23 protein-coding genes are annotated in these 22,926 nt (G+C 51.5%); 11 read left to right on the top strand and 12 right to left on the bottom strand.

Annotated features, from left to right (window positions below; genetic code table 11):
- Positions 1–13 precede the first annotated feature (13 nt).
- Positions 14–964: a sirohydrochlorin chelatase gene (locus H6G21_RS01920; protein ID WP_190569908.1), complete on the bottom strand. Its 951-nt coding sequence runs from the start codon at positions 962–964 to the stop codon at positions 14–16.
- 385 nt (positions 965–1,349) lie between these two features.
- Here H6G21_RS01920 and H6G21_RS01915 point away from each other — a divergent pair, with 385 nt between their 5' ends.
- The 5 genes from H6G21_RS01915 (at position 1,350) to H6G21_RS01895 (ending at position 6,964) form a co-directional block, all read left to right on the top strand.
- The gene (locus H6G21_RS01915; RefSeq protein ID WP_190569906.1) at positions 1,350–3,464 is read left to right on the top strand and encodes a serine/threonine-protein kinase; all 2,115 of its coding nucleotides are present in this window, start codon (positions 1,350–1,352) and stop codon (positions 3,462–3,464) included.
- A gap of 104 nt (positions 3,465–3,568) precedes the next feature.
- Positions 3,569–3,883, top strand: coding sequence for a DUF6825 family protein (locus H6G21_RS01910; RefSeq protein ID WP_190569905.1), 315 nt, complete (start codon positions 3,569–3,571; stop codon positions 3,881–3,883).
- A 54-nt stretch (positions 3,884–3,937) separates the two neighbouring features.
- Complete coding sequence (locus tag H6G21_RS01905) at positions 3,938–5,629, top strand: AarF/ABC1/UbiB kinase family protein (protein WP_190569903.1); 1,692 nt, start codon at positions 3,938–3,940, stop codon at positions 5,627–5,629.
- Positions 5,630–5,685: 56 nt separating this feature from the next.
- A complete protein-coding gene (locus H6G21_RS01900) occupies positions 5,686–6,423 on the top strand; it encodes a Stp1/IreP family PP2C-type Ser/Thr phosphatase (RefSeq protein ID WP_190569901.1) in 738 nt (245 codons plus the stop codon).
- Positions 6,424–6,760: 337 nt separating this feature from the next.
- Positions 6,761–6,964, top strand: a complete 204-nt coding sequence (locus H6G21_RS01895) for an NblA/ycf18 family protein (protein WP_190569899.1) — start codon at positions 6,761–6,763, stop codon at positions 6,962–6,964.
- A 602-nt stretch (positions 6,965–7,566) separates the two neighbouring features.
- On the opposite strand, the gene H6G21_RS01890 is transcribed toward H6G21_RS01895, so the two are convergent.
- From H6G21_RS01890 to H6G21_RS01880, 3 genes are all read right to left on the bottom strand, one after another.
- Positions 7,567–8,442 carry a lipase family protein gene (locus H6G21_RS01890; RefSeq protein WP_190569897.1) on the bottom strand — a complete coding sequence of 292 codons (876 nt, stop codon included), beginning with the start codon at positions 8,440–8,442 and terminating at the stop codon, positions 7,567–7,569.
- A gap of 289 nt (positions 8,443–8,731) precedes the next feature.
- Positions 8,732–10,180, bottom strand: coding sequence for an Asp-tRNA(Asn)/Glu-tRNA(Gln) amidotransferase subunit GatA (gene gatA / locus H6G21_RS01885; RefSeq protein ID WP_190569895.1), 1,449 nt, complete (start codon positions 10,178–10,180; stop codon positions 8,732–8,734).
- A 137-nt stretch (positions 10,181–10,317) separates the two neighbouring features.
- The gene (locus tag H6G21_RS01880) at positions 10,318–11,007 is read right to left on the bottom strand and encodes a rhomboid family intramembrane serine protease (protein ID WP_190569893.1); all 690 of its coding nucleotides are present in this window, start codon (positions 11,005–11,007) and stop codon (positions 10,318–10,320) included.
- Positions 11,008–11,276: 269 nt separating this feature from the next.
- Here H6G21_RS01880 and H6G21_RS01875 point away from each other — a divergent pair, with 269 nt between their 5' ends.
- Both H6G21_RS01875 and H6G21_RS01870 read left to right on the top strand, forming a co-directional pair.
- Entirely contained in the window at positions 11,277–12,401 is a 1,125-nt protein-coding gene (locus tag H6G21_RS01875; protein WP_190569891.1) for an acyl-CoA dehydrogenase family protein, read from the top strand.
- Between the two features lie 197 nt (positions 12,402–12,598).
- Positions 12,599–13,006, top strand: a complete 408-nt coding sequence (locus tag H6G21_RS01870; protein ID WP_190569888.1) for a hypothetical protein — start codon at positions 12,599–12,601, stop codon at positions 13,004–13,006.
- 50 nt (positions 13,007–13,056) lie between these two features.
- Here the strand turns inward: H6G21_RS01870 and H6G21_RS01865 are convergent, their stop codons facing one another.
- Entirely contained in the window at positions 13,057–13,560 is a 504-nt protein-coding gene (locus H6G21_RS01865; RefSeq protein ID WP_190569886.1) for a bifunctional nuclease family protein, read from the bottom strand.
- Positions 13,561–13,986: 426 nt separating this feature from the next.
- Between H6G21_RS01865 and H6G21_RS01860 the strand changes: the two genes are divergently transcribed.
- Positions 13,987–14,688, top strand: a complete 702-nt coding sequence (locus H6G21_RS01860; RefSeq protein ID WP_190569884.1) for a riboflavin synthase — start codon at positions 13,987–13,989, stop codon at positions 14,686–14,688.
- A 156-nt stretch (positions 14,689–14,844) separates the two neighbouring features.
- On the opposite strand, the gene serS is transcribed toward H6G21_RS01860, so the two are convergent.
- Positions 14,845–16,122, bottom strand: a complete 1,278-nt coding sequence (gene serS / locus H6G21_RS01855; protein WP_190569882.1) for a serine--tRNA ligase — start codon at positions 16,120–16,122, stop codon at positions 14,845–14,847.
- Positions 16,123–16,344: 222 nt separating this feature from the next.
- Positions 16,345–16,746, bottom strand: a complete 402-nt coding sequence (locus H6G21_RS01850) for a helix-turn-helix domain-containing protein (RefSeq protein ID WP_190569879.1) — start codon at positions 16,744–16,746, stop codon at positions 16,345–16,347.
- A gap of 122 nt (positions 16,747–16,868) precedes the next feature.
- Between H6G21_RS01850 and H6G21_RS01845 the strand changes: the two genes are divergently transcribed.
- On the top strand, positions 16,869–17,393 hold the full coding sequence (locus H6G21_RS01845) for a cupin domain-containing protein (protein WP_242041583.1): 525 nt from the start codon (positions 16,869–16,871) through the stop codon (positions 17,391–17,393).
- 23 nt (positions 17,394–17,416) lie between these two features.
- Here the strand turns inward: H6G21_RS01845 and aat are convergent, their stop codons facing one another.
- Positions 17,417–18,010, bottom strand: a complete 594-nt coding sequence (gene aat, locus H6G21_RS01840) for a leucyl/phenylalanyl-tRNA--protein transferase (protein WP_190569878.1) — start codon at positions 18,008–18,010, stop codon at positions 17,417–17,419.
- A 273-nt stretch (positions 18,011–18,283) separates the two neighbouring features.
- On the opposite strand from aat, the gene H6G21_RS01835 reads away from it, so the two are divergent.
- Both H6G21_RS01835 and H6G21_RS01830 read left to right on the top strand, forming a co-directional pair.
- On the top strand, positions 18,284–18,643 hold the full coding sequence (locus H6G21_RS01835) for a hypothetical protein (protein WP_190569876.1): 360 nt from the start codon (positions 18,284–18,286) through the stop codon (positions 18,641–18,643).
- A complete protein-coding gene (locus tag H6G21_RS01830) occupies positions 18,628–18,831 on the top strand; it encodes a hypothetical protein (protein ID WP_190569874.1) in 204 nt (67 codons plus the stop codon). Before H6G21_RS01835 ends, H6G21_RS01830 begins: the two co-directional genes overlap by 16 nt.
- Positions 18,832–18,971: 140 nt before the next feature.
- Here H6G21_RS01830 and rpsN read toward each other — a convergent pair whose 3' ends face one another.
- The 4 genes from rpsN to H6G21_RS01810 all read right to left on the bottom strand — a co-directional run bounded on the left by rpsN (position 18,972) and on the right by H6G21_RS01810 (position 22,881).
- A complete protein-coding gene (rpsN, locus tag H6G21_RS01825; RefSeq protein WP_190569872.1) occupies positions 18,972–19,274 on the bottom strand; it encodes a 30S ribosomal protein S14 in 303 nt (100 codons plus the stop codon).
- Between the two features lie 169 nt (positions 19,275–19,443).
- Positions 19,444–20,154 (bottom strand): endonuclease III, encoded by a 711-nt coding sequence (nth, locus tag H6G21_RS01820; protein WP_190569870.1) that lies wholly within the window; start codon positions 20,152–20,154, stop codon positions 19,444–19,446.
- A 149-nt stretch (positions 20,155–20,303) separates the two neighbouring features.
- Positions 20,304–21,380, bottom strand: coding sequence for an RIP metalloprotease RseP (gene rseP / locus H6G21_RS01815; RefSeq protein ID WP_190569868.1), 1,077 nt, complete (start codon positions 21,378–21,380; stop codon positions 20,304–20,306).
- A 193-nt stretch (positions 21,381–21,573) separates the two neighbouring features.
- Positions 21,574–22,881 (bottom strand): M23 family metallopeptidase, encoded by a 1,308-nt coding sequence (locus tag H6G21_RS01810; protein ID WP_190569866.1) that lies wholly within the window; start codon positions 22,879–22,881, stop codon positions 21,574–21,576.
- Between the last annotated feature and the right edge of the window lie 45 nt (positions 22,882–22,926).

Genomic DNA, 22,926 nt, shown 5'->3' with positions numbered 1-22,926 from the left:
AGCATCCCTCCATTCACGGATGGACGCATTCAGGCTTCAACTGTTTTAATATCAAATCCACTAAAGCGGGATTGGTATCGAGGGTTGACAACAGTTGAACCTGTGGACGGTTGGGACGATGAGACCACGATCGTACCTGTTCTGCGATCGCATCGGTAATGCCTCCTTCAGACAAGAAGTAAGGAAGAATGACAATGGGTCTATTGACCACTGCGGGTTCTGCCGCACTAGGTAGATGGTTCTCAGAGTTTGTTTCTGGGGAAACATTTCTATGAAGAGATTGATTTAAGCAATCCTCTAAACTGGGGGCAATTGACCAATAGGCTATCTGGGCATCCAGGGCCTGGGCCAACTGTTCCACGATCGTGTTGCCCCCTGGACGACGACTGCCATGGGCTAGCAAAATGCGTATCGGGGACAGTAAGGGGGACTGGGAGGGCGCGGGTGTTTGCGGGGGTAAAGCCTGGTCAAACTGTTGCTGGAGTAGGGGGAGCAACTCTGGATCACTGCCCAAAAACGGCATCATTTTGAGCATGACCGCCGTTTGGGACTCGGCCAGTGCTTGCTGCGCGATCGAAATCTGTTGCGGTAAATCTTCCATCACATGCACCCCCGGCAAAAGAAACAAGGGGACGATCGTCACAGTTTTGCCCCCGGCCTGGGCCACTGGCTGGGCAAAGGCAATAATCTGCTGATGTAAGGGCTCCGGCATACATTCCAATGCGGCTGTGCCAACCGCGACCGGCCTGCTCAGCATCGTCGATCGCGTCTCTCCCGTCGATCGCGTTGCGCTTGAACAATCCTGGCCATAGGAATCGAGAACCAGGGGAGGTTGGCCTAGGCGATCGCGAAATTGCTCGGCCAATCTTAAGGCAGCACGCTGGGAACGGGGGTCACGACTGCCATGGGTGACAAATAGGTAAGCGTTCAAGGATGTACTCAACCAAGCCAAAGGCGTACTCAAGTTATTGCTAGGAGGGAATCTCAGTGGGAATCTCGAAAGGGAAATCTAAAACAAGTTGTAATCCGGAAACTGAGTTCAACCAATGCGCTTGATTGAATGGCCGAACAAGACGTAGCCGCTTATATACAACTCAGTTTGACTCAAACCCAGTTGCAATCAAACTCAGTTGCAATCAGTTGCAGTCAAGAGAACTTAAGCAATTAATTAAATAGCTCTTAATCATACTGTGCGATCGACTCCTGGGTTGTAGCGGATTTAGCGATCGATCATCGATCTTTGCGAAATTAATTCTATCCTGCCTTTTGGGTGAGATTCTTGCCCCGATCCCCTGGAAAGGGTGCGTAAACAGTTAGCATAGGTGGAGCAATTTCAGAGAGGCTGGGCGATGCAACTCAGGGATACGCAGGTCAGGGGAGGACAACTCCATGGAATCCAACTGAACGCGGGAACAACCCTGCAAAGCGGAAAATACTTGCTGAACCATCCGTTGGATGGACAGGGAATTGGCATCACCTACCGGGCCACCGTGACTGCAACCGGACAGACAGTGGCGATCAAAACCTTTAACCCCAGTTTGCAGACCCATCCCAAATTTGCTCAACTCTGCCAACGCTTCCTCGATCGATCGCGCATTCTTGCCGCTAGCCAACATCCCAGCCTCATTCGTGTTCTTGACTTTTTTTTGGAAGCAGAGCACCCGTTTGTCGTGATGGACTACGTTCCAGGCCACACGCTGGCGGATCTGTTGAGTGCAGGCTCTCCCATTGCTCCGAAGGCTGCCCTACAGGCCCTGTGCCAAGCCACCGCTGCCCTGCGCATTGCCCATCAGAATCACTTGGTGCACGGGAACCTGCACCCCCGGCAACTGATTCAGCGCACGGGCACCAACTTAATTGTCGTCGTGGGATTTAGTACCGGGCTGATTCCGGCTGCATCGAAATCACTGGATCCAGCGCGATCGCTCTATTGGGCTCCGGAAATGCTCACCCAAGGGGCGACTCCGCAAACCGATCTTTACAGCATTGCGGCCATTTTGTACCATGCCCTTTCCAATCATCCGCCGGTCATCTCTTCTACAAACGACTTCGCGGAGAAATTTCCCTTACTGCCTTTACTGCCTCCCGTTGCCCAGAAAGTATTGCGCCATGCCCTAGAAACGGATCCCAAACAACGAATCCAAACAGCGGAAACCCTCTTGCAGCTTTTAGGGGGTAAATCGGCCACGCTAAGTACTCCTCCCAGTGCAAGTACTCCTCCCAGTGCAAGTACTCCCGGTGCAAGCAGTCCCAGCACAAGCAGTCCCGATGCAAATCCTGAGGCAAGTCCTGAGGCAAGTCCTGAAGTTGAACGCCCTCATTCACCGAAGGTTGCCTCTACGAGCCCCCCCACGACCAGTCTCCCGCCGACCCTATCGGCTCCCACACACCCAGTAACGGCAGCCCCGCAACCCGGCCCCAATCTTCCCGATGTCCCTACGGTGCTACCAGTCCCAGATCCCCCCACGACTTCTCCCAGGGCAACTGAATCTCTTGCCCCTGTGGAAGCATCTGAATCGGCTGCCACGACTGCAAATCTGTCCCAGGGAGCTGTGACGACTCCTCACTCGATCGCACTGCCTAAACTACCGCAGAGTCCCCCTTCTCTCTCACCAGCAGGCAGTGAGCCTTTGGTAGATCCAAGGACAGACGGATTCTCTGCCTCGACTCCCTTGGCTCCGGCTCCCTACCGCCAGGAACCGCTGCCTGAACCGGAAGCCCCCCGTCCAGAAGCACCCCCTGGATCGACCCATGGGTCTCCTCTATCCTCGCGATCGACCCAAGATTTTGACGCACAAGATCTTGACGCCCATTCTGAAGCTTCTCAATCTCACACCCCAAAATCGTCCATGCTAACTGTTCCTAAATATTCCAAACGTGCCTTTGTCCTGATTGGCGCGATCGCTGCCGCGCTGGGGATCAGCTTCGGGCTAGCGCTCCGCTTTAGTGCAGGGCAACGTCCGGGATCTAGTTTGTTCCATGCTGGCCAGTCCTTCCCTGAACGGGAATGGAAAGGCTCCGTTGAAGCGGTAGAAAACACAGATGAGATTCCCAGTGAAATCTCCGGCGGCAAAAGTGGCTCAGCCAGCTCTGGTCCAACTGCCCCCAGCAATGAAGTCAACGAGTTTCCTGAACCGATCGAATCTCCCCTCCCTCGCCGAGAACTTCCGTTCAGTCCAGAAGCCCCTATCAGCCCTGTAGATTCAGCACAGCCTGAACCAGCCCCCCCACGATCGCAACCGCCCGTAGCAGCCCCCCCTCGTCGCTCAACGGTCACAGCCCCTGAACCTCCCCCGCCCGAAAATTCTGCTGCACCGTCCAAAGCCGCCCCCGCAGAACCCGCCCCCCCCGCGCCGGAACCCCCACCCCAAAAACTCCGCGAGGCTGATCCTGCGCCCCCCATTGCAGCGCCCAAATCCCTCACAAAATCGGCGGATCCCCTCCCTCCAGGCTCCACACCCTAGGGAGAGATGCTGATTCGACAGACTGGGGCATGGATTCCGGGATTCGTCTGACTCTGGAATGTTAAGCAAGTTATAATTTTTGCGAACGTCTGCAAAGCATTCCCATGAGTAGTCCCTTGGTTCATGCCTTTTTTGTTGGTCGCGCGATCGCAGAAATTCTCTCGGAGCAAGCTGAGAAAGCGGTGACCAATGCCCTGAGCGAGCTAGGTAAATTTGATGCTGAGCAGCGGGAAACCCTGCGCAACTTTGTTCAGCAGGTTACAGAACGAGTAGAAGTCAGCGTTAATGCCCAAGGCAGTACTGCTCCAGCGTCCAATCCGTCTCGGAGCGGAGACTTGCAGGCCATCATTGATGATCTGCGGGCTGAGATTGCTGAGGTTCGCACAGAACTTCAGCGTTACCGTAATGGTGATAGCTAATCCTGCTACCTCCCCTTTCCTTGTTTTGTTCCTCTCTACCCCGAGAATTGCTTCATGGGCAGCCAGTCCTATACCGATCGAGCCTATCGCTGGAATCGTGACAACTATTCCCGGCGGCGGCGCTTTGTAGATATTTGGGCCTTTGTGCTGCGGTTGCTCTATGAGCACTGGCTGTTTGAGAAGGCTTGGAGTTACCGGGGGGGTATCTCAGAATCGAAAAAAGCTGTTCGTAGACGCGCCCTAGCAATCTGGGTGCGGGAAACCTTGTTAGATTTGGGGCCAACATTTATTAAAGCGGGTCAATTATTTTCAACCCGCGCGGATTTATTTCCCAGTGAATTCGTCGAGGAACTGTCTAAGCTACAAGATCGTGTTCCAGCCTTCAGCTATGAGCAAGTGGCTGAAATTATTCACCAGGATCTGGGCAAATCGATCCCAGACCTCTATCGCAGCTTTGATCCCGTGCCACTTGCCGCTGCCAGCCTAGGCCAAGTCCACCGGGCCCAGCTTCAATCTGGGGAGGAAGTGGTTGTTAAAATTCAGCGACCGGGCCTACGCAAGCTATTTACGATCGACCTGGAAATTCTCAAGGGCATTGCCCGCTACTTCCAAAGCCATCCCAAATGGGGGCGAGGGCGGGATTGGATGGGGATCTATGAGGAATGCTGCAAAATCCTCTGGGAGGAAATTGACTACCTCAATGAAGGGCGCAATGCCGATACGTTCCGGCGCAATTTTCGGGACGAGCCGGGGGTTCGCGTGCCTCGAGTCTACTGGCGCTATGCCTCTCCCCGCACCTTAACGCTGGAATATGTTCCTGGCATCAAAATCAGCCACTATGAAGCGTTGGAAGCAGCGGGCCTCGATCGTAAGGAAATTGCCAAACTAGGGGCACAATCCTATCTGCGGCAAATTTTGGACAAAGGCTTTTTCCACGCTGACCCCCACCCCGGTAATTTAGCGGTGAGTCCAGAAGGCCAACTGATCTTTTATGACTTCGGCATGATGGGTCAGGTAAAATCCGTAACCCGCGAGAAACTGTTGGGAACCTTTTTTGGCATTGCCCAAAAGGACGCCGATCGGGTGATTCAATCCCTGGTGGAATTGGGTGCGCTCACTCCGACGGATGATCCGGGTCCAGTGCGGCGATCGGTGCAGTACATGCTGGACAACTTCATGGATAAACCCTTTGAAACCCAGTCCATCAATGCCATCAGTGATGATCTGTATGAAATCGCCTACGATCAGCCCTTTCGCTTTCCCGCAACTTTTACCTTTGTGATGCGAGCGTTTTCCACGTTGGAAGGAGTGGGCAAAGGCTTGGATCCTGAGTTTAATTTTATGGAGGTTGCAAAACCCTTTGCAATGCAGCTTATGGCCAATGAGAATCCCTATTCAGAAGCGGGCAACCTATTAAATGAGCTGAGTCGTCAAGCGGCCCAGGTCAGTAATTCTGCCCTAGGACTCCCCCGACGGATTGAGGATACCCTAGATAAATTGGAACGGGGAGACTTGCGTGTCCGGGTGCGATCGAGCGAAACCGATCGTGTGCTGCGCAAGCTGACAGGGGTTAATATGGGAACCAACTACACATTGTTGGTTTGTACGTTTACCCTGTCTGCAACCATCCTACTGGTGAACCATTGGGTATGGGCGGCGGTTTTGGCTGCCTTGGCAGCACTAGCTGCAGGGACTGCCCTAGTACGCCTGTTAATTAAGCTCGATCGCTTTGAGCGACTGCCCTAGGGGCTTTACGCCTTGTTTCCATTTCTTCAACCTTGTTCGCTGAGTGCTGTCTGTTCATGAAACGTTTTTTCGCAGGAATGACTGATCCGGGGCTAGTGCGCTCGGCTAACCAGGATGCCTATCACACGGATCCTGAGGGTAGATTCTTTGTCGTAGCGGACGGAATGGGCGGCCATGCTGGGGGACAGGAAGCCAGTCGTCTCGCGATCGAGGCAATGTATGGCCATTTCCAGCGCTTTTGGGATTCGGAGGATTCCTCCCAGGATTTGTTGGAGCAAGCGTTTTTAAAAGCGAATCAAGCGATTCTCTACGACCAAAAGCTACACCCGGAACGCAGCGACATGGGAACAACAGCAGTGGCGCTGCTGTTTCGTCAGGGAGAGGTGTGGTGTGCCCATGTGGGTGACTCGCGGCTGTACCAAATGCGGGGCGCTACGTTGGAACAAATTACGAGGGATCATACTTGGATTGCCCGTGCTGTTAGTTCTGGAACCTTGACCCCGGATCAGGCCCGTGTGCACCCAATGCGCCATGTGCTGTCCCAGTGCCTTGGCCGGGAAGAAAGCTCAGAAATCGATATGCAGCAAATCGATGTCAAACCCGGCGATCGGCTTCTGCTGTGTAGTGATGGCCTCACAGAAGAACTTAGTGATTCTCTGATTGCCAATAATCTCAAAACAATTCGAGCCTGTGATATGGCTGCGAGTACCTTAATTAACGCGGCCAAGGACCATGGAGGCCGAGACAATATTACTGTGGTAGTCATCACGATCGATCCTTCAGGTAACTCCTAAGCCTCGACAGAAGCTACTGAGCAAAACAAATCTTGTCCTGTAGATTTCATGCAGCAGAGTTCACCCCGTAGATCCTAATCGAGATTCAGTAATTCTACAGAGTGAGAATGATTAGATTTATTCATCTGTGGATTGCTGGCAAATTAGTTAATTTAACTTATCAGGTAAGTTTAACCCAGCTATCAATTAATCTGAGGCTGAGTAATGACTTCATCGCCGGGAATCGTTACTTTAGCTACACCAAATCCTAAGATTGCCCATCATCCTGGAAAGGTGGAGATAGCACTTGTATCTTCTCCACATTACTACTCTCTCTCTTATTTCAGGAATGACCATCATGGATAAGTCAATTGAGCTAACGCTGGAACAACAATTCAATCTGCGATCGTTTGCTACGTTGGTACGCGATATGAGTCGGGAACAAGCCCAAGAGTTTCTGGTGAATCTCTACGAGCAGATGCTGATTAAAGATGCTTATTACAAGCATTTTCTGCGCAAGGAATGGGGACTAGAAGAGCAGGGCTGGGAAGGCTCAAGCTAAGCCACAGGTTACGAAACTAAGGCTCTGAGTGGCTATGAGCACTGTATTGTGAGGAATTCATCAACCCAATCATTCATAACTCGGAAAGTTGTGGACGAATGAATTCCTCATTCTTGTTGAGAATCTTTAATCTTTATTTAATTTAGAAACTTTTAATTGAGTTAAAAAAGTAAGCTATCAATTTATAAAGTTCCTGAAGGCAAATTCAGACCTATAAAATCACTACAGAATGACCACGGAGTAATTTTGCAATAAAAGCTTTTCATAATTTTATAAGGTAACGCTTTTATAAAGTGACGTTTATAAAGTGACGCTGGAGTTCTATTCCCTAGAATATAAAGTAAAGCTGGAGTTCTATTCCCTAGAACTCCCAGCGATCGCAATTAATCTGCCCACTGTAATTTACCCTTGCAACTTAACTGCAATTTGTAGCGATTTGTAGAATTTGTAGAGCCATTTTTAGCTATTTGCAGAATTCAGATCAGGGGGTCATACAAGTCAGCAGTTTATACCCGTCCGAGTGCATCAAGGTCGGTGGTTCATGTTTATCTTGTTATGACTGATTCACCAACCTGATGTAATTTGCATGTAATTTACATTTCTTACCATGTAATTGGTACGTTCAGATTAGTAATCAAACGATCGATATAGCAATCAATACGATGATCGTTAATGCAATCTAAGCCTGGTTTCATAAAATCATCCATGCTCCCTTGGACGCGATCGAGAAACTGTAGCCAAAAGTAGGGATCTGTTTTGATTTGTCCCGTTGCTGTGAAATAGAGAAAGGTACCAGCATGGCTATACCCCATTTCGCGCGGGGGAATGCGCGTCACCGTATCGTTGTTATTCACAAAGCGAAAGCTCTTGGATTTAAAATCAGCGTTGAATGTCCGTTCAAAGGCCCGATCGCCGACTCGCGGCGACCCAAAGGTATACAAGCCATAGACAGGAATATCTTTTTCCCGGAGCCGAGCCACCGCTAACGTTGCCAATGCCCCTCCTAAACTGTGTCCGGTAAACCACAGCGATCGCGGTTTTTGGAGTTGTAACTGCTTGATATAGTCCAGAAACCGCATTTCTTCACCTTTGCTGTTCTTGCCATAGCTTTTTTGCCAAAGGTGATCGAGGGCATAGCGAAACCCAGGATGGACTTTACCAAAGGCGTCGGATTCTGGCATCAGACATTTCAAGTTATTCAGCCAATCTGCCTGCTCTGTCGATCCGCGAAAGGCGACGATGATGACTTGATCATTCACCATCAAGTAGGCCTGGGTTTCTTTCTCATTCAGGAATTGACAATCTGTAAAGTGCCAAGTCTGTTTCACAAATGGAATGACATCTTCAGGGGCGAAATAGGCTAATTTCGAAGCCTTGGCGAGGGTTAAGGCAATTTTGGGGTGATACTTCGCAGTTTCGTATTGGAAATCAAACTGTGAAACTTTTGGGAGAATGGCCGAAAAATCAGGGGAGGGCATAGAGCTGCAACCTTCAAAATAGTTGAATATCAGACTATCGAATCTTCTATGCATCCATTCACGCCCTATCCCATGGATTTCGGGAACCTTTTCAAAATTTGACAGTCTACCTGCCATTCAGCGACAGCAGGTAGAGTTTCGATCGAAAAAGCTCCCCAGCCTTGACTTGATAGTCATCTGGAGAGCTTCCCTAGGTCTTAATAATTCGTGGTCTTAATAATTCGTGGCCTTACAGTTAATTGATGGTAATTGTAATTGATGGTAATTGATGGCCTTCATCCTGCTCTGACTACAGGGCTGGGCGTTGGGTATGCCATTCGGTAGCTTGCTCGTAGGCATAGGCCGTGTGGAACACTTGATCTTCCCGCAGCACATTCCCGATGATCTGCAAACCGATCGGTAAGCCGTTGGAATCGATGCCACAGGGCAAACTCAGACCGGGTAACCCTGCCAGATTCACCGGAATCGTCATCAAGTCATCCAGGTACATGCTGAGCGGATCGGACATTTTATCGCCAATCTTGAAGGCAGTGGTGGGTGCAGTCGGTGAAACGAGGACATCCACTTTTTCAAAGGCCGCTTCAAAGTCCTGTTTGATCAGGGTGCGTACTTTTTGCGCTTTGAGGTAATAGGCGTCGTAATACCCCGCAGATAGGGCGTAGGTGCCAATCATGATCCGCCGCTTCACCTCCGCCCCAAAGCCTTCGGCTCTCGTGCGGGTATACATTTCCATCAAGTCTTCAGCATCTTCTACCCGGCGACCGTAGCGTACACCGTCATAGCGTGCCAGGTTAGCCGAGGCTTCCGATGGTGCAATGATGTAGTAGGCCGAAATACCATACCGGAACCGAGGACAGGAAATGTCAATAATCTCTGCACCCAGGTCTTTGAGTTGCTGAATGGCTTTCTGGGTGGCTGCCGCCACTTCTGGGTTCAAGCCTTCGCCAAAGGTTTCTTGAATGACTCCAACCTTTTTACCCTTCAGATCGGTCTTGAGGTACTGGGTATAGTCAGGAACTTCGACCTTCAAGCTGGTGGAGTCCTTCGGGTCATAGCCTGCGATCGCCCCCAGCAGGATCGCCGCATCTTCCACCGTGGTAGAAAAGGGGCCAATCTGATCCAAGGAGGAAGCAAAGGCAACGAGCCCATAGCGGGAAACTAAGCCGTAGGTCGGTTTGAGACCCACAATGCCGCAGAACGAAGCAGGTTGACGGATGGAGCCGCCAGTATCGGAGCCGAGGGACAGAGGTGCTTCCCCAGCGGCCACCGCAGAGGCTGACCCACCCGAAGAGCCACCCGGTACCCGATCGAGATCCCAGGGGTTCGCGGTTTTTTGGAAAGCGGAAGTTTCCGTGGAGCCACCCATGGCAAACTCGTCCATGTTGGTTTTGCCCACCATGACCATGTCCGCATCCAGCAGCTTCTGGTTAACCGTCGCGTCGTAGGGCGGGACAAAGTTCTCCAGAATGCGGGATGCACAGGTAGTGCGCACGTCTTTGGTGCAAATGTTATCTTTCACCGCGATCGGAATGCCTGCCAGCAGCCCGATTTCTTCACCAGCGGCGATTTTGGCATCCACGGCCTTGGCTTGTTCCAGCGCCCGATCGCCCGTCACCATCAAGAAACTCTGGACTTTGCCATCCACGGCGGCAATCCGATCTAAAGCTTCCTGGGTAATTTCCACCGCCGATCGTTCTTTTTTGACAAGCTGTTCGTGTAGCTCACGAATGGATGCCATTGTTACGTCCTCTATCTTCTGATGCGCGTCCAGCTTACCAGTATAGGAGGAATTGGCCTGGAAGAATCGATGGAGCTCTTCAGGAAACGCAATCGAATATCCCCGGTGATTTCTGGCCTGGAATGCTCAAGCTGCCATCAACCCACCGTAAAGTTTTTCCAGAGGATTGCTAGTTGTTGAATCAAGTCCTTTAAGGGAAGGCGGTAATAAGCGGCAATGACGCCCCCAAAAAAGCCGAATAAATGACTTTCCCAGGCAACATTCTTTGAAACCACGGGAGTCATGCCCCAAACTAGCGTATTGCCAAAGTTCCAAGGCGTTTTTTCACCAGTCAGCCTTGGAAAGACAATCATGTCCCCAAAGAAGAAGGAAAAAATAATTAGACTAAAGAACACCGCTGCGAAGGCATCTTTATTCACTAAAATCTGAGTCAGCAGGAAGCCAAAATACCCTGCATTAATGTCACTGGCACCAATGTAACTGGTTTTAGCTCGGCCAAAGAACCAACCCAGCAGCCCAGAAACCCACAGGGACACAAACGTCACCATGGAAAAATCGCTCGGATCACGCAGGACTAAGATCCCCCCAAGCAGTAAGTAGTATTTAGTATTGCCAATGAGATGGTTCCAATCTGCATGGAGAAAGGGGGCCAGGGGAATCCGAAATAGACTCCAGACATCCCGTGGATATACCCCCAATCGATTGAGCTGCCAGTTAAAAAAGCCCCCGTTAATGACAGTAAAAGCCCATGCAATGATGAGGAAGTCCAGCAAGAGCCTAGCTTGGGCAAACCAGTCGTTAAAGGAAAGATAGAGGGGATTGTTCATGCTTGCACCCGCAGCAGCCAGAGTCTTGAATCGTCTTCTTCAAATTTAATTTTGCGGCAATCTTACTGCCATCCGATCGCTAATTTCTTTTATGCACAATATTTTTATGGCCGTTTTTTATAGCCGTTAGTGAAAGAATACCCTGACTGGCTAGAGATCTGCTTAACATGCCGATGTTTTTTAAGCTTGGCAGCCCTCAGTTTTCACGCTCAGCCCTAACCCTCAGTTTTCACGCTCAGCCCTAACCCTCAGCCGATCGCTGTTTTGCTATGCACCCGCTCCTAACCCGCACAGATCAACTCTGTCAAACCCACATTGCGCCCCAAGCACAAACCTTAGACTGGAATCCTGACGCTTTAGCCCAAGCCTTAGCGCTCCTGGGACAGCATGATCTGTTAGCCCTCAAAGCCTTTCCCTCTTGGCAGGGAGTACCGATCGATGCCCTCGTATTTGCCCAGTTCCAAGAACGCTTGGCCCGATCGTCTGGGGCGTTGGCCTTTCTGCAAACCCAACACCAAAGTGCTGGGGGAATGTTAGCGAATAGTGACAATCGATCGCTGCAAGCGGACTACCTGCCCAAAATGGCTAGCGGAGAAGCCCTGGTCGGCATTGCCTTTTCCCATTTACGACGAGTGGACAATCCTCCGGTCACCGCGATCGTGGTGGATGACGGTCAGACAATTAACGGCTATGAACTCAACGGTTACATTCCCTGGATTACCGGCTCTGGCATTTTTCAGGATTTTATTCTGGCAGCAACGTTATCCGATGGGTCGGCGGTCTACGGCCTGTTACCGTTCAAATCAACCACGCAATCTACGGGTGGATCTCTGCTGCTGAGTGAACCGATGCAACTCGCGGCCATGAATGCGGCCCAAACGGTGACAGGGAATCTGAACCGTTGGATTTTGCCGTCGGAACGAGTGGTAACGATACGGCCTGCGGGGGCGATGCCAGCCAGCGATCGGGCCAACGTCCTCAGCCACAGCAGTTTCGCCCTAGGGTGTGCCCAAGCGGGATTAGATTGGCTTTTGGAAATGCAGCAGCGTAAGTCTTTTTTAGCGATCGGGCCGATCCATACTGATCTCTCCGCAGAACTCTACACCTGCCGCACGGAGATTGACCAAGCATTAACGAACCAGAACTCAAAGCATCGTTTAACCCAGAACTACGAGGCCCAATTATCCCTCCGGGTTTGGGCGATCGATCTAGCATTACGCTGTACCCAGGCTGCGGTTGTCGCTTCGAGTGGGGCCGCCAATCAGAGCAGTCATCCGGCCAATCGTCTCTACCGGGAGGCGTTGGTGTGGAGTGTGGCCGGTCAAACCCCGGATGTGCTGGCAGCGGCGCTCCAACGGATTGCAGGACGATCGACCTCAATGGTAAGCCCGTAAATTCCCGGAAACCACGCTGGCCCAGAAGCAGTCATCCAGCCCATGATAGAAATCTACTTAGAGCAACCTCTTAGATCAACCTCAATTAAACCCCTGTCATGATGCAAAAGTTACTAGCTGGAATGATGGGTATCGCTCCCGTCTTGCTCTCGGCACAGGTTACTCTGGCCGGCCCTATTTTGCCTGGGCGCTGCCACATGGGAACCTGCTGGGATAGTCAATTCATCAGTAAAACAGTGATGGACAAAACCGATCGGGGCACCCTCTACCGCGTACAGATTGCCCATCGTTTCTGGCCTATGGAGAGTGAGCCGTCTGACAACTTTGGGGAGCCGCAAACCAACTACGTCCATTGCTCCACCCAAAAGCCTGCCTACATCTTTGAAAGTGATGGGACGATCTACGCCCACCTGCTGAATCCCGGCGGTGACTGGTTTGGCTATAACCAAGGCGACTATCCCGTTTACTGGGCGACTTGCCATAACTTCGTTGGCCCAGACTTTTTCTCCGATGAAATGACCGAAAAAGCCCGCAGCTTGGGCTATCCCTTAGACCTTCCGTCAGATCAAATTGAGCTCACCAAGGTCACGGACATTCTGGAGTAGCCCCCAGTGTCACGTCCCAGCCTTAGCCGCTCTGCCTTAGCCGATTTCACTTAGCCACCACTGGCATCAAAGCGACTCCGTTCAATTAACTGAGAGGGGCTCAAGTTAGCCACAAAATCCCGGAAGGCTTGGCGTTCTGCTTCGTCGGCATCCCGATCGACAGGAATGGAAGCATCCGCCACCACTTCTTCCATCACCCAAATGGGAGCCCCTGCTCGCAGGGCTAGGGCGATCGCGTCACTGGGTCGCGCATCAATTTCCCGCTTCAACTCGCCCTGTTTAACGATCAGCAGCGCATAGAAGGTACTGTCCTTGAGGGCATGGATGACAACGCGATCCAAGGCCATATCCCAAGCATCCAGCAAATTGACAAATAAATCATGGGTACCTGGGCGCGGCGGCGTGATATTGCGCATCACACTGCCGATCGCCTTTGCTTGGTCTTCCCCGATATAAATGGGTAACGCTCGACGACCTGTACCATCTTCGAGCAGGACGATCGGACTCCGGGTTGCTGCATCCACCGCGATCGTCGTCACTTTCATTTCGATCATAGATCCCGCCTCAAGAACACCCGTCGCAAACGAAGCTTATCTATATAGACTAATTATCAACATGGTCTAAACTTTGCGTTGGGGGCTACGCATGGAGAGATCCTTAGATGATGAATTCATTTTCTACATCCCAGAAATCCCTGAATTTAATCCTAAATGATTCCCTAGAGAATTTGCCAAAATAAAAAAGACTTCGTACTTTCATTAAACTAAGTCGAAGAAATATCAAGCGATGACTTTCTTGTTTACGACATTCAAGCGTAGATTAAACTTCAAACGGCTTAAGTGAAATTCTCAACCAATGATCTTCCTATCGTCAATCGCAAAACTCTGATCATCTAATCAAAAGTCTGATTAAAAAACTTAAAAAATTTGATCAAAAAATATTTGCTACACTATCCACCCTTTTGAGTCAAAGCAAACGCTGTGTTTACAGGACTAGTTCAAGACGTTGGTACCTTGCAAACCCTCGATCCGGAGCATGTAGAAATTACTTGTTCAGAGGATTCTATTATTCTCCAGGGCCTAGAACTGGGAGATAGTGTGGCTGTGGATGGGGTGTGTCTGACGGTGGTGAAAATTTTGCCGATCGGATTTATTGCCGATGTTTCCCCAGAAACGATGCGGCGCACTGCCCTCGGTCGCAGTGAGGGACGAGTCAAACGGGTTAACTTAGAAACGTCTCTGAGGATCGGCAGTAAACTCGGTGGCCATTTTGTCACCGGCCATGTGGACGGCATCGGGTATTTCCAATCCGCTGTGCAGGCTGCAACATCCTGGGATATTACGTTTACGACGGAAAGTGACACCGTTGCCCGATACATCCTCTCCAAGGGCAGTGTGTCCGTCAATGGGATTAGCTTGACCGTGGCTGATTGTAACCTGGAAGGGACGCGCTTTAGTGTGGCAGTGATTCCTCACACCTATACGGCGACCAATTTGTGTCACCTTCAACCGGGAAGCTGGGTCAATTTGGAAGGCGATATTTTGGGCAAATACGTTGAAAAATTCTTGCGCAGCGATCGTACCGCTTCCAATCCCCCCCTGGGCAGCCGATCGGGGAATGGCTATGCCTCCCACGATGCAGCTATTTCCACCGATTTCCTAGCAGAACACGGTTATCTTTAACCGGGTCTCTCTAAGCGATCGCAGCCAAAGCTAGATAACAGCAGGGGACGATCGGATATCTCGCCGATCGTCCCCCAAATTTTCTAGCCGATGATGGCTTGTCTACCCAACTACGGCTAGAACTATGGCTAGAACTATGGCCAGAAAACCCCTGCCCTACAGCACTTCCCGCTTGAGATAGGGCTGCAAGGCTTCGGGCACTCGGATGGTGCCATCGGGTTGTTGGTAATTTTCCAACACAGCGGCCATGGTGCGGCCCACTGCTAAGCCTGACCCGTTCAACGTATGGACAAACTGCGTCCCCTTTTGCCCGGATTCCTTAAAGCGAATGTTGCCGCGACGGGCTTGGAAATCACCGAAGTTCGAGCAGCTGGAAATTTCCCGATAGGTATTGCCGGAGGGTAGCCAAACTTCTAAGTCATAGCACTTCGCTGCACCAAACCCGATATCCCCTGTACACAGTTCGATCGTGCGGTAGGGCAGTTTCAAGGCTTGCAGGATGGATTCAGCACTGGCGACCAGTTTTTGGTGCTCTTCCTCAGAGGTTTCGGGCCGCACCAGTTTGACGAGCTCAACCTTGTTGAATTGGTGCAGCCGGATCAACCCACGGGTATCCCGACCATAGCTACCCGCCTCCCGCCGGAAACAGGGGGTATAGGCACAGTGGTGAATCGGTAACTGGCCGCTATCGATAATTTCATCCCGATAGAGGTTAGTCACCGGTACTTCTGCCGTCGGAGCCAGCCACAGGTCATCCTCAGCACATTTAAAGCTTTCTTCCGCGAACTTGGGTAACTGGCCTGTCGCGGTTAACGACGTGGAGTTAATCAAAAAGGGCGGCAAGACTTCCAAGTAACCCGCTGCGATGTGTTGATCCAGCATGAACTGAATCAAGGCTCGCTCCAGCGCTGCCCCTGCACCGAGTAAGGCTACAAAGCGGGTCTGGGCAATTTTGGTGGCCCGATCGGTGGTCAGAATCCCCAATTTTTCAGCAATTTCGTAGTGGGGCAGGACAGCATGGCTGGGTTTGTACTCATCACCCCAGCGGCGCACTTCCACATTCTCCGTTTCGTCTTTCCCGATCGGCGTGGTGTCGCTGGGCAAATTGGGTAATTGTAAGACGAGGGCTTCGATTTGCGCCTTAATTTCCTTCTCGCGCGGCTCCAGATCCGCCAGTTGCGCCTTGACTTGGTTGCCTTCTTCCTTCAGCGCCAAAATTTCTGGATCGTCGGGCTTGCTGCCGGATTTCATCTTTTGGCCGACGAGCTTACCCACTTCGTTGCCCCGTGCTTGGAGGGCCGATCGCTGTTGTTCTAGGTCACGACGCTGCTGATCCAAGTCTAGAATTGGCTGGATGTCATAGTTTCCCCCTCGCTGGGCCAACTTTTGGGTTACGAGGTCTGGATTTTCTCGCAGGAGCTTTAGGTCAAGCACGGGTTTTTAATCGGTAAATTTGTCCATAGAACAGGATACAAGGCGATCGGGAGAAGGCGCACGCCACAGCGCGGAATTTTGAGATTCCTGCTTGAAGTCATTCTCAGTGGCAGTGATCCATTCAGGGCAGAGCCAGCTGTTCCGATCAATAGATGACCAACTAGCGGCTTATACAACCCGATTAGCTTCTTGTCTGCGATTCGCTTCTTGTCTGCGATTCGCTCACTTTTCCACAATCTCGCCAGCATTTGGCACAATCTGATCCAACATAGGCTGATCCGTAGAAGCGGGAAGCATTGTCTGAGTTTCCGGAATGTACTTTGTTCCCCAGGCCAACATCGCTTTCAATACAGGTCTGAGACTTCTACCATAGTCCGTCAAGGAATAGTTCATACGGCGGGAATGGCTGCTGTAGCGTTTTTTTTCGACCAGGCCGAACTCTTCCAACATCTTTAAACGATTGGTCAAGATATTCGTCGAAATGCCTTCTGGCGACTCTAAAAACTCCTCGAATCGCTGTTTGTTGAAAAACAACATATCGCGAATGATTAACAACGTCCAACGATCGCCAATGAGATCCAAGGCACAAGCAATAGGACAGGCCGATCGACGCTCAGGCGGCATAGGTACAGGCACAATGGAAACGGGATTGAAAGGGTTCAACTCGAATTTATCTTGATGACTTGCATTATACAAGCGAAGTTGATAGAGTCTAACTTGTAAATTGCAATTTAAAAGTGAATCCAATGACTTCTTCCTTCGACACCCATGCATCCCATGCAGACACGATGACCAATCCTGTGCAACAGCTTCCAGACAGTGCCCAAACCTTGCAAGGGGAGAATTTTTCAGCGTTGCTGCTCGATCGGTGGCAATCTTTGGAGCAGGCAACGTTTGATTTGAAAACCCGTAACTTCAAGGTGCAAGGGAAGTTATTTCTGAAGGAATTACTGGGTCTGACCGGAGCAGAAATTTCCCTGAATGTGATGCCTCCTGGTGGGGCAGTGCCCTTCTATCACAAGCATCAGCAGAGTGAAGAGATTTACCTGTTTATCCAAGGACAAGGAGAGTTTCAGGTAGATGGAGAGTGTTTTTCAGTGCAGTCCGGCTCCGTGGTACGGGTGGCACCAGAAGGGGAGCGGTGTTGGCGCAATACGGGAACGAACACATTAGTGACGATCGTGGTGCAGGTCCTTCAAAAGTCCTATGAATCCATTCACACGATCGTAGATGGGGTAGCGATTGACAAGCCAGTTGTTTGGGCGGATTAGCGGAATTAAAAGTGGATTAGCCCTTATCTAGGAGCTGGCTCGTCTAGAAACTGGCAGTTTTGTTGTAATGCTTGGTTGAGGAGGACTTGGTACTGCCGATCGTTGATGATGTAGGAACCGAAGCGTTCCAAATGGGGGTTGGTCATCTGGGCGTCAAATAGGACAAACTGACGATTGCGCAAATGCTCCACCAGCTTGACCATCGCCACCTTTGAGCCTTCGGGAATGCGATAGAACATCGATTCACCAATAAAGGCCCCACGAATCACAATACCCAAAATGCCCCCCGCCAGATGATCTCCCTGCCAGGTCTCAAAACTATGGGCCCAACCCGCTTGGTGCAATTTGTAATACACCAGTTTCAGTTCTTCGGAAATCCAGGTGGTGTCCCGATCGGCACAGCCCTCCACAACCTCCATAAAGGCCCGATCGATAGCAACTTCAAAGCGATTCTGATTCAGTGCCCGTCGTAGGGATTTGGGATAACGGAAGCGATCGTCCAGAGGAATCAGCGTCCGCTGCCGACTGACATACCAGCCCAACTGATGGTCATCATCCGCCATCAAAAAGTAGCCCTCTGCGTAGGCTTGCACGATCGAGGGCACATCAAGTTCCATGATTCAGCGAGGGGTTCAGCTCAAACGATTACTTTCACAGTACATCATGCACCAGGACATCATGCAGAAAGACAACAAGTACAGAAACAACAGGCACAGACCCGGACAACCAGCAAAAGAATAACGGATTCCATTAAACCGCTCGATCGTTGCGAACCCGTTACAAACCAACGATTTCCCCCACAGTCACAGATTGGCTGGTGTATAGTTTGGATTAGCTCTCTGCTTGTGGATGGGTGGCACTATACCGCCGCCTGAAAGGAATAACCGTCCATGAATTATTGGGAAACAAATACCGACCACGCCGAACCCATTCCTTCGGTAACGTTGCATACAGCGACTCAGCCCGAACAGGAAGGCGAATGGCTGCGACAAAAGCTTCACCGTTGGTTAGACGAACAATTTATTCCAGAAGCCGTCAATGCAGAGATTGCCTATCGGGCATCCCAAATCTTTGTGCGGCAACGGATGGAAGGCGAGAACGACTTGATTACGCTAACCCTCGCGCTGGTGACTGAATTAGAGAATTTTGATTTTTCTAAAAGTTTCTTTGGTAATTTTGCAGTCGCCAATGCCGTTAGTGAATTAGTCATGGAAAGCCTAGGCGTTAGCGATTTGTGCTGCGGGCAGTAAGTCGGGCAGTCAGTCGGACAGTCAGTCGGGCAGTCGGTCGGGCAGTCAGTCGGGCAGTCAGTCGGACAGTCAGTGATTTGGCTGCGGGCAGTAGTAGCGTGGTAGCAGTTGCTGTGGTGTGGGTCACTTGCAGGAGTCGCTGTGATGGCAGCCAGTGGAACAGCAGGACTGACCTTGCCTGCGAATAGTAGGCATCAAAATTGAGGTAGACATAAAAATTGAGCTTTAAGCGAGAGAGGACTTAACTTGCAACGACATCACTCTCTGCCTAAAACTCAGTTTTTCAAACCTAATTACAGTCCCGAACCAACTAGACTAGCGTGGTCAACTACCAGCTAGACTTCACGACTCCAGGAAGCAGCCCTTGGTGGGCCATTTCGCGGAGAACGTGACGAGATAACCCAAAGTCACGGTAATAGGCGTGGGGACGACCCGTAGCCCAGCAACGGTTGTGCAGACGAATCTTGGCACTGTTGCGAGGTAGTTGCTGGATCTTACGATGAACTTCCAGCTTCTCCATGGGATCTTCGATGCTTTCAAATTCTGCCTTCAGCGCAGCCCGCTTTTCAGCATATTTGGCAACCAGCTTTTCGCGCCTTTTTTCGCGCTCAATCATGCCTTTCTTAGCCATGAAACCCTTTGAACCGTTTTATACAGCGTTTCTGATTATATCGAACAATTCCCGATCTGTAACCTGCGATTTGTCAAACAATCTTGATAGAAAGGGGTGAGTCAGGGTCTCAATTCCAGCGTTAACCCCAGGCCCAGCAAACCAGCCGATCGCGCCCCCTACTGACCCTCTACTTACCGCGCTTTGCAAGTTCCTTTTGGCGATTCACCTTCCCCGCTGAAGGACATAAATCCGCCAGTTCGCAGGCTTCGCACAGGGGCTTACGGGCATCGCAAATGGCACGACCATGGTAGATCAGATGGATCGAAGTATTTTCCCATTCTGGCTGGGGAAACAATTTCATTAAGTCCCGCTCGATTTTGACGGCATCCTGGTGCTTAGTGAAGCCTAACCGATTGCTCAAGCGCGTCACATGGGTATCTACCGTAAAGCCTAAATTCACCCCATACCCCACCGCAGACACCACATTGGCCGTTTTGCGAGCCACTCCCGGCAAACGCGTCAGGGTTTCCATCGTGCGAGGCACCTCCCCTTCGAACTGCTCCAGAATCATCTGGCAGGCTGCCCGAATATTTTTCGCCTTATTGCGGTAGAAGCCCGTCGATTTTACGAGGGATTCCAACTCGTCTAGGTCAGCTTCTGCAAAGGCTTGGGCGTTGGGATAGCGCTGGAACAAGGCAGGCGTGACTTTGTTCACCCGTTCATCGGTACATTGCGCCGCCAGCATGGTGGCAACCAAAAGCTGCAAGGGATTTTCAAAATCTAAGGAACAGGTCGCCCCAAGATATAGCCGTTTCAAACGCACCAAAACTTCTAAGGCCCGTTGTTTTTTGGCCGGGAGACGAGTCCGACGGGTGGGAGGCGTCGCTTCAGCTTGCATGGTAGGTCGTTTTCATGGCAATCAGAACAGAGATGTTTGAGAATTTCCCCCAGGAGAATCAGAGCTCCAACGGGAAAAGTCCCCTAGAAAAACCAATGGCCCGATCGCCGATTTCATCCCAACGATCGAGCCATTGATTCATCCGAAGATTACTGCTGGATCCAGTTAGCGGTATCTCGGATAATCAGAAATACGCCAAGCCCGAGGAGCAACACCAATCCGGTTTGCATAAAGCTCTCTTCAATCCGCTTGGGCACAGGTTTCCCGGACAGCGCCTCAAACAGAATAAAAACCAATTGCCCCCCATCCAGCGCTGGCAACGGCAGAATATTGATCACCGCTAGGTTAATGCTAATCAAGGCAGCGAAGCCAAACAGCCGACGCGGATCATCCTGGGCTAACTGGGCACCCTGACGAACGATCGCCACCGGCCCTGCCACTTGATCAGCCACTTGACTGAACTTGCTGACCAACATACCAAAGCCCGCGATCGTTTGGGTCGTAATCCGATTAAATTCATCGGCGGCCAGGGTCAAGGATTCGATCGGATTGCGGGGCTTTTTGATCTCCACTTTTTCCAGCATGGGAAACAGCCCAATCCCAACCCGACCGACTTTTTTCTTTTGATCCAGTTCCGGTGTAATGGCGATCGTCAGATTTTCCTGCTTGCGCTGCACCTGTAACTGCAATTCCTGATTAGGGCTGGTTTCGATCGCTTGGCGCAGGCGATCGGGGGAGTTACTGGCTGCTGGAATGGGCTTGCCGTTAATGGCTAGAACAACGTCCCCCGCTTGCAGTCCGGCTTTTTCGGCTACAGACGCCTGTTCGACTTTGGGCAGGAGCACCCCTGGTTTAAAAATCGGTGTTGGAATACCGACTGTCCCTGCCTGAGCAACTAAAACGGCATAGGCAAAAATCAGATTGGCAATCACCCCTGCACTGATGACGATCGCCCGATCGAAGACGGGACGATTACGCAACAGGTTGGGATCTGTGGGGGGAATGTCACTATCTGGATCATCGTCAGGAAATCCCACAAAACCACCCAAAGGTAAGGCCCGGAGAGCATATTCTGTCTGTTTACCTTGGTATTTCCAGAGCACCGGGCCAAAGCCGATCGAAAATCGGTTGGCGTAGATTCCTTGGAGCCGTGCCGCCAAAAAGTGGCCTAACTCATGCACAAAGATCAGCAAGGCGAGAATCAGAATGACCTGAAAAATTGGCATAGATTAAAGGGGAAATCTAGGACAGACACAATTTGAGCAATACAAAAACCAGCAATCCTGAACTAGCACATTGCTGTCAATGTTGCTTCATTGTAGATTGCTGGGCTTCAGACTATCAAACGATCGCAGGGAAATGCTGTTCAGCGATCGCGAAACGATCGAACCAGACTAGCAGCCTCTTACACCGAAGAAACTAGGGCTTGGCAGGCTGACTTCCTGGACCCGGCAGGTTGGATTGAATGGGTTGCAGGTTGGTGGAGACTGCTGGCTGCTGGCCTTGGGCAATCTTTTGAGGTTGCTGGGCAATTTGCAGAGACTTCACCAAACTAGCCATGGCAAACTCCAATTCCTGCCCTGCATCCTGCGCTACCCAAGAGCCATCTTCCGTTTGTTGCCGCAGTTCAAAGTGCAAGTGCGGCCCGGTGGAATTTCCGGTACTGCCCACAAGCCCAATCACCGTGCCCTTTTGAATCACCTCACCCGGCTTCACGAAGAGTTCCGACAGGTGAGCGTATAGGGTTTGTTGGGTGCCGTTGTTATGTTCCAAGGCCACGGTTAAGCCATAGCCACCCAGCAAGTCTGCTAGCAGAACCCGTCCGGTCAAAGCAGCCAACACCGGAGTTCCCATGGGGGCACCAATATCAGTTCCAGTATGCATCCGCTGATCCCCCGTGATGGGGTGGATGCGCCAGCCGAAAATTGAAGTAATTTCTGCGGGGATGGCTAGGGGAAAAATTAAGCCCAAGTTGCGAATGGGCGTTAGCTTGGATAGCTTGATGGCGGAGTTGAAGTAGGGTTTCAGCGAAGGGGGGGTAAACTGCACCCCAGCACTTCCAAAGCTGACAGGGCCTAACCGGACTGGAGCCGCACTCATGGTTTCCGGCGTGGCGACGGCGTAGGTCGCGGGCCCCTGGGCACCGATCGCGGCCTTTCCGCTGGTCGATCGCCCAGCACCTTGGGAGCCAGAGGCCACATTCGCCCCACCACAGACACTTCCGGCGGTCTTGCCCCACTTCACTGCTTGTTCGCAGCCAGAAGAGCGCTCAGAAAAAATGATGGCATCGGGCGCAATATAGGGGGCTTCGTTCGGTTGGCTAGGTGCTGTTTCCACGGGAGACGGCACAATTTCCACCGGCGGTGCTGTCTCTCGTGCCACAGGAGCCGGTTCATCGGGCAGCGGAGCCGCGCCCATATCTGGGGAAGCTGGGCTCGCGGATGACGGGGCTAAGGAGACCTGGGGAGAGGGCTCCGGCAGTTCTAGCTCGATCGGCAGATCATCCGGCTTGGTAGACGCTGGGTTGATCGCCCGATCGCCACCGGACGCAGCAAGCTCAGTGGGCGCTTTTTCAGAAATCAGCAGCTTTAAAGGATCCGAGGTTTGGGCTTGGGCAACGGTGGAACCCAGCATACTCAGGCTCCCCAAACAAAAGCCGATCGTCCGAATCAGCGAGGTTCGGCCATTGCAGCTAGGGGACGGGTTCATCGGGGGACGCTGGGTCATGCTTGTTCTTACTCCTCTACACCCCAGTGGCGGCCTACCACGAAG

Source organism: Alkalinema sp. FACHB-956, from assembly GCF_014697025.1.
Classification (GTDB): Bacteria; Cyanobacteriota; Cyanobacteriia; order Leptolyngbyales; family Leptolyngbyaceae; genus Alkalinema.
This window is presented reverse-complemented; position numbering and strand designations above follow the sequence as displayed.